This is a genomic window from Limnobacter litoralis (assembly GCF_030160455.1).
Taxonomy (GTDB): Bacteria; Pseudomonadota; Gammaproteobacteria; order Burkholderiales; family Burkholderiaceae_B; genus Limnobacter; species Limnobacter litoralis.
The window spans coordinates 1-6,425 of record NZ_BSOJ01000026.1; the positions used below are offsets into that span (position 1 = coordinate 1).

Sequence of the window (6,425 nt, forward strand, 5' to 3'; positions counted from 1 at the left end):
CCGCCTCGCATATCTCCTACTGCAACTGATGACATTGAACCTCCTGCCTCAATACTTTTAATTATTAGAACAAACCACTGCCCTTCTGTATTCGAATTCAAAGCCTGTGAGGGGCAGTGGAGTAAACTGCGCAAATTACGCAATTGACCTAGAAGATAAGATTTATTAGCAAGAAACGCACGTCAGTAATAACCCCTAAGGGAATTCCTGATGCCTCAGGTTGTCTAGAGCAAGCATTTTGAGCCGAGACGGGGGTTGCACTGACGCGCTGACGGTGTCCCTAGGCCGACTGGCTGACACGGCGGTCTTTCATCAAGTCGGCGTGCGCCAGCAGGGCTGATTTCACGCCGGGCAAAAGATCCACCGCTTCATCCGCGGCAATCGCATCCATCAGCAGCTTGCGCATGCGGGGCTCCCAAAACTTGCTGATGTGGGTTGCAATGCCCATGCTGGCTTCTTCGGCGTCGGGCATGGTGCTGAAAAAGTCGCCAATCTGGTTGGCCATGTCAATCAGGCTGTGTAAGTTCATTACTCAATTGTCCTCAATGGTCTGTATTTGCCGGTTTTGTACCCGCTCTCCGTGGGCATAAGCCACCCAGGTTCCGTTGCGCGCCAAGCCCAGCAAGGTCAGGTTGGCGGCCCAGGCAGTCTCAATGGCAAGCGCTGTAGGTGCACTGATTGCCACCAATGCGGGCGCCTGCAAAGCCACGGCCTTTTGCACCATCTCAAAGCTGGCACGGCTGGTTACCATGCAAAATCCGTCGGGTCTCACAGCGCGATGGCGAGCCATTGCGCCGATCAATTTGTCCAGGGCGTTGTGTCGCCCCACGTCTTCACGAATGCAAACAATGTCGCCACTTAAAGTGACCCAAGCGGCTGCGTGAGTAGCCCCAGTGGCTTGCCCGAGCACCTGATGCTTTCGCAAGTGCTGTTCGGCCTTGTCGATGGCCTCCGCAGGTATGGCGAGTGCCTGGACCGGTGGATGATCGCGATTGATCTGATCCAGACTTTCGGTGCCGCACAAGCCACAGCCAGTGCGGCCAGCCAGATTGCGCTTGCGGGCCTTGATGGCATATTCACAGGCGGCGGACACTTCGATGCGCAGCTCAATTCCCTTGGCACTGCGCAACACGTCCACTCCGTAAAAGGCCGAAGGCTTGTCGATCAGTCCTTCACTCAACGCAAAGCCCAGGGCGAAGTCATCAAGGTTACAGGGCGAAGCCATCATCACCACATGGGAAATGCCGTTAAACACCATGGCCACAGGCACTTCCTCTGCCACATGGTCGTTCTCCAGGCGACTACCCGACTGGCTGTGTCGAAACACAGCCAGACTGGCGACTCCCTCTGGCATAACCTCTTCGCCCCGAGCGATCATCACTTTCCGCCCTCTTCCGCAAACTGGGTGGCTGTGGCTTCGGTGGGCACCAGCGATTCCTGATTGCGGCTGAATTTGACGTAACGCTGCTGCCATTCGGAAGGCTGGCTAACAGCCACCACCTGTACAGCGGTCACTTTGTATTCAGGGCAGTTGGTGGCCCAGTCAGAACTGTCGGTGGTGATGACGTTGGCACCTGATTCCGGAAAATGGAATGTGGTGTACACCACGCCCGGCTGCATGCGCTCGCTGACTTGCGCCCGCAATACTGTGCGCCCTGCCCGGCTTTCGATACCGACCCAATCACCCTCGCGAATGCCTCGGTCTTGTGCGTCGTGCGGATGAATTTCCAGCACGTCTTCACTGTGCCACACGTTGTTGGCAGTGCGGCGGGTTTGAGCGCCCACGTTGTACTGAGACAGAATTCGACCAGTCGTGAGCAACAAGGGGAACCGTTGAGTGACCTTCTCGCGGCTTGGCACGTAACCAGTGATGAAAAACTTGCCCTTGCCGCGCACAAACTTGTCCTTGTGCATAATCGAAGTGCCCAGCAGATCCGTACCCTCGTTGCAGGGCCACTGCACACTGCCATGCTGTTCGATCTTGGCATAGCTTACACCCGCAAAACTGGGCGTCAACGCCGCAATTTCGTCCATGATTTCACCCGGGTTTTTGTACCGCATCGGATAACCCAGCGCCTCGGACAATTTCAGGGTCACATCCCAGTCCGCCAGGCCCGGCAGGGGTGGCATTACCTGCCGAACGCGCGAAATGCGTCGCTCGGCGTTGGTGAAGGTGCCGTCCTTCTCAAGGAAGGAAGTACCGGGCAAGAACACGTGTGCAAACTTGGCGGTTTCGTTCAGGAAAATGTCCTGCACCACGATGCATTCCATGGCTGACAGTGCCGCCATCACATGCTGTGTGTTGGGGTCGGACTGAACAATGTCTTCACCCTGGCAATACAGGCCTTTGAAAGTACCATCGAGTGCGGCGTCGAACATGTTCGGAATGCGCAAGCCAGGCTCTGGGCTCAGCGGAACACCCCAGGCAGCTTCAAACTGGCTGCGCACGGTGGTGTCGGAAATGTGGCGGTAGCCCGGTAGTTCATGCGGGAAACTGCCCATGTCACAGCTGCCCTGCACGTTGTTCTGGCCACGCAGCGGATTAATACCCACGCCTTCACGACCCACCATGCCGCAGGCCATGGCGAGGTTGGCAATGCCCAACACCATGGTTGAGCCCTGTGCATGTTCCGTCACACCCAGACCATAGTAAATGGCAGAGTTGGGGCCACTGGCATACAAGCGAGCGGCTTCACGAACTTGCTCGGCGGGCACGCCGGTTTCAGCCTCGAATGCCTCGGGCGAATTTTCAGGGCGAGCCACAAAATCACGCCACTCGATAAAGCTCTTGTCCTCACAGCGCTCTGCCACGTATTCGGCATTGAACAGATACTCGGTAACCACCACGTGCGCCAAGGCATTGATCATCGCCACATTGGTGCCAGGCCGCAAGGCCAGGTGATAATCGGCTTTGATGTGGGCAGACTTCACCAAATCAATTCGACGTGGGTCTACCACAATCAGTTTGGCCCCCTGGCGCAGGCGTTTTTTCATGCGGGATGCAAATACCGGGTGCGCATCCGTTGGGTTGGCACCGATCACCATGATGACGTCGGCCTCTTCGACCGACTTGAAGGTTTGTGTGCCGGCGGACGTGCCCAGTGTCTGACCCAGACCATAACCAGTGGGCGAATGGCACACTCGGGCACAGGTGTCTACGTTGTTCGTGCCAAAGGCAGCGCGCACCAGCTTTTGCACCAGATAGGTTTCTTCGTTGGTGCAACGTGAAGACGTAATTCCACCGACAGAATCGACACCGTGTTTGGCCTGAATGGCCTTGAATCGCTTGGCAGCAAACTCAAAGGCTTCGTCCCAGCCCACCACCTTCCAGGGGTCGGTGATGTTTTCGCGGATCATGGGGGTGGTGATGCGGTCTTTGTGCGTCGCATAACCCCAGGCAAACCGCCCCTTCACACAAGAATGGCCTTCGTTGGCCTTGCCATCCTTCCAGGGTGTCATGCGGACTACGGTGTTGCCTTTCATGTCGGCCTTGAAACCACAACCCACACCGCAATAAGCACAGGTGGTAATCACTGAATGCTCAGGTTGACCCCACTGAATGATGGATTTTTCCTGCAAGGTGGCGGTCGGGCAGGCCTGTACGCAGGCACCACAAGAAACGCATTCACTGTCAATAAACGGTTGGCTCTGACCGGCAGACACCCGACTCTCAAAACCACGCCCAGAGATGGTCAGCGCGAAGGTCCCTTGTGTTTCCTCACAGGCACGCACGCAGCGGTTACACACAATGCACTTGCTGGGGTCGTAAGTGAAATAGGGATTGGATTCGTCTTTGGCCATGTCACAGTGGTGGGCTCCAGCTTGCTCACCCACGCCATAACGCACATTGCGCAAACCGACCACGCCCGCCTGGGTTTGAAGCTCACAGTCACCGTTGGCAGAACAGGTCAGGCAGTCCAAAGGGTGATCAGAAATATACAGTTCCATCACGCCACGGCGCAGATCTTGCAATTTCTGGGTTTGGGTGTGCACCACCATACCGTTTTCAGCCGGTGTTGTACACGAGGCCGGGTAGCCTTTGCGCCCCTCGATTTCAACCAGACAAAGGCGGCATGAACCAAAGGGTTCCAAGCTGTCAGTGGCGCACAATTTGGGCACTTTGACACCCACGTCCATGGCAGCGCGCATCACTGACGTGCCTTTGGGCACAGTCACTTCAAAACCGTCAATGGTCAGTGTAACGGTCTCTGTGGACACCTTTTTCGGGGTGCCGTAATCCAGTTCAATTTCTACGAATTGCATGATAGTTCCCTCACTGCGCGGCGGCTGCTTTCTCAGCCACGCCAAAGTCTTGCGGATAATGATTCAGGGCTGACAGAACGGGGTACGGCGTCATGCCACCCATGGCGCACAGGCTGCCGTTGAGCATGGTGTCGCACAGGTCGCGCAACAGCACCACCTGCTGCTCGGGCTTCTGGCCAGCGGTCAAGCGATCAATCACCTCAACGCCCCGGGTTGAACCGATGCGGCAGGGCGTGCACTTGCCACAGCTTTCGAGCGCGCAAAATTCCATGGCGTAACGCGCCAGGCTGGCCAGGTTGGCTGTGTCGTCATGCACCACAACGCCACCGTGACCCAGCACGCCACCCATGGCTGCATATTGCTCATAGTCCAGCGGCACATCCCACTGCGATTCCGGAATGTAGGCCCCCAAAGGGCCGCCCACCTGAATGGCTTTGACAGGTCGGCCTGAGCGGGTGCCACCGCCAAAGTCGAATACCAGTTCGCGCAGGGTCAAGCCAAACGCTTTCTCAACCAGGCCACCGAAACGGATATTGCCTGCCAGTTGGAAAGGCAAGGTGCCGCGCGAACGGCTCATGCCAAAATTGGCGTAGTGGGCAGCGCCCTTCGCAAAAATTTCAGGCACACTGCCCAATGACACCACGTTGTTGATGACAGTGGGTTTGCCGAACAAGCCTTCGATGGCCGGCAAGGGGGGTTTGGCCCGCACAATGCCACGTTTGCCTTCCAGGCTTTCCAGCAAGGCGGTTTCCTCACCACACACATACGAGCCTGCTGCCTTGCGCACTTCCAGGTGGAACGCCTTGCCGGAACCCAGTACAGAGTCGCCCAAATAACTGGCATCGACTGCTTTGGAAATGGCCTCGTTCAGCGTTGCAATGGCATGAGGATACTCAGACCGTACATAGATGTAACCTTGCGTAGCACCTACGGCAAGCCCGGCAATCGTCATGCCTTCGATCAGCTGGTAAGGGTCGCCTTCCATGGTCATGCGGTCTGAAAACGTGCCTGAGTCACCTTCATCGGCGTTGCACACAATGTACTTTTGATCAGCGTGCGTATTCAGGACTGTTTTCCACTTGATGCCCGTGGGAAATGCGGCGCCACCTCTACCACGCAGCCCCGAGTCCAGTACCTCTTGAACCATCGCCTCTGGTGTCATGGTCAGGGCACGCCTCAAGCCTGCCCAACCACCGTGATTCTCATAGTCGGCCAGTGAAACAGGGTCAATCAGACCCGCGCGCTTGAAGCTCAGACGCTCCTGACGAGCCAGATAGGGCATTTCTTCTACAATGCCCTGGCTTAAGGCATGGAGTTGCCCTTTGTCAAACCCAGCGTCAAACAAACTGGCCACGTCAGCCTCAGCCACGGGCCCGTAACCAATGCGGCCCAGCGCCGTGTCCACTTCAACAAAAGGTTCCAGCCAGTGCATGCCTCGAGAGCTGTTTCTGACCAGCTTGATCGAGAGGCCACGACTTGCAGCCTCTTCAACAATTCGCTTTGCCACCTCATCTGCACCCAATGCAAGGGCAGCGCTGTCGCGGGGCACATAAATAGAAACGACCCGGTTCATTGCTTGCCCTCCATGTGGTTCAACACTTCACGAACACGATCCACATTCGCGCGGCCGATCAAGCGATCGTCCACCTGAACAGCCGGCGAAACAGAGCAAAGACCCAGGCAGTAGGCAGCTTCCAGCGTGTAATTTCCATCTGCCGAAGTGTCATGGGATTTGCACCCGAGAGCACCTTCCATCTCGGCCAACAAAGCCTCAGACCCGCAAGCCTGACAGGCTTCCCCCCGGCAGACCTGAATGAGGTGACGACCCGGTGGACTCATGCGGAAATGGTGGTAATAGGTGATCACGCCATGCACTTCAGCACGCGACCGGTTGAATCCGTCTGCAATGTGATCCACGGACTCTGGCGGAATAAAGCCCAGTGTGTCCTGAACCGCATGCAGCAGGGGCAACAAGCCACCGGGCGTATTCTGGAACTGCGCTAGAAGCCCGTCGATCACCTGCCGATTTGACAACTTCAAATGAGAATTCATGTCTGTCTACTGCCTTTTTGCTTTCAAACGTCAATCAGAAGAATTTGCCTGCACTCAGCAGGGTGCGGTAAACACCCCAAGCCAGCGGTAGACCCACAGCCAGCCATGCC

At 56.7% G+C, this 6,425-nt stretch carries 6 protein-coding genes; all 6 read right to left on the minus strand.

The window, feature by feature from the left end:
- Nucleotides 1-280: 280 nt before the first annotated feature.
- Genes QQJ87_RS10895 through QQJ87_RS14685 form a run of 6 tightly spaced genes read right to left on the minus strand, consistent with a single transcriptional unit; the run spans nt 281 to nt 6,418 of the window.
- Nucleotides 281-529, minus strand: coding sequence for a formate dehydrogenase subunit delta (locus tag QQJ87_RS10895; protein ID WP_284281752.1), 249 nt, complete (start codon nt 527-529; stop codon nt 281-283).
- A 3-nt stretch (nt 530-532) separates the two neighbouring features.
- Entirely contained in the window at nt 533-1,378 is an 846-nt protein-coding gene (gene fdhD, locus QQJ87_RS10900; protein WP_284281756.1) for a formate dehydrogenase accessory sulfurtransferase FdhD, read from the minus strand.
- Nucleotides 1,378-4,263: a formate dehydrogenase subunit alpha gene (fdhF, locus tag QQJ87_RS10905; RefSeq protein ID WP_284281753.1), complete on the minus strand. Its 2,886-nt coding sequence runs from the start codon at nt 4,261-4,263 to the stop codon at nt 1,378-1,380. The genes fdhD and fdhF overlap by 1 nt, the downstream gene beginning before the upstream one ends.
- Before the next feature lie 10 nt (nt 4,264-4,273).
- Nucleotides 4,274-5,836: a formate dehydrogenase beta subunit gene (locus tag QQJ87_RS10910; protein WP_284281754.1), complete on the minus strand. Its 1,563-nt coding sequence runs from the start codon at nt 5,834-5,836 to the stop codon at nt 4,274-4,276.
- Nucleotides 5,833-6,315, minus strand: a complete 483-nt coding sequence (locus QQJ87_RS10915; protein WP_284281755.1) for a formate dehydrogenase subunit gamma — start codon at nt 6,313-6,315, stop codon at nt 5,833-5,835. The genes QQJ87_RS10910 and QQJ87_RS10915 overlap by 4 nt, the downstream gene beginning before the upstream one ends.
- Before the next feature lie 34 nt (nt 6,316-6,349).
- A complete protein-coding gene (locus QQJ87_RS14685) occupies nt 6,350-6,418 on the minus strand; it encodes an MFS transporter small subunit (protein ID WP_431310096.1) in 69 nt (22 codons plus the stop codon).
- Nucleotides 6,419-6,425 lie beyond the last annotated feature (7 nt).

Coding starts and splice junctions, on each gene's coding strand:
- QQJ87_RS10910 (WP_284281754.1), bottom strand. CDS start 5,836: ATGAACCGGGTCGTTTCTATTTATGTGCCCCGCGACAGCGCTGCCCTT.
- fdhF (WP_284281753.1), bottom strand. CDS start 4,263: ATGCAATTCGTAGAAATTGAACTGGATTACGGCACCCCGAAAAAGGTG.
- QQJ87_RS10915 (WP_284281755.1), bottom strand. CDS start 6,315: ATGAATTCTCATTTGAAGTTGTCAAATCGGCAGGTGATCGACGGGCTT.
- QQJ87_RS10895 (WP_284281752.1), bottom strand. CDS start 529: ATGAACTTACACAGCCTGATTGACATGGCCAACCAGATTGGCGACTTT.
- fdhD (WP_284281756.1), bottom strand. CDS start 1,378: ATGATCGCTCGGGGCGAAGAGGTTATGCCAGAGGGAGTCGCCAGTCTG.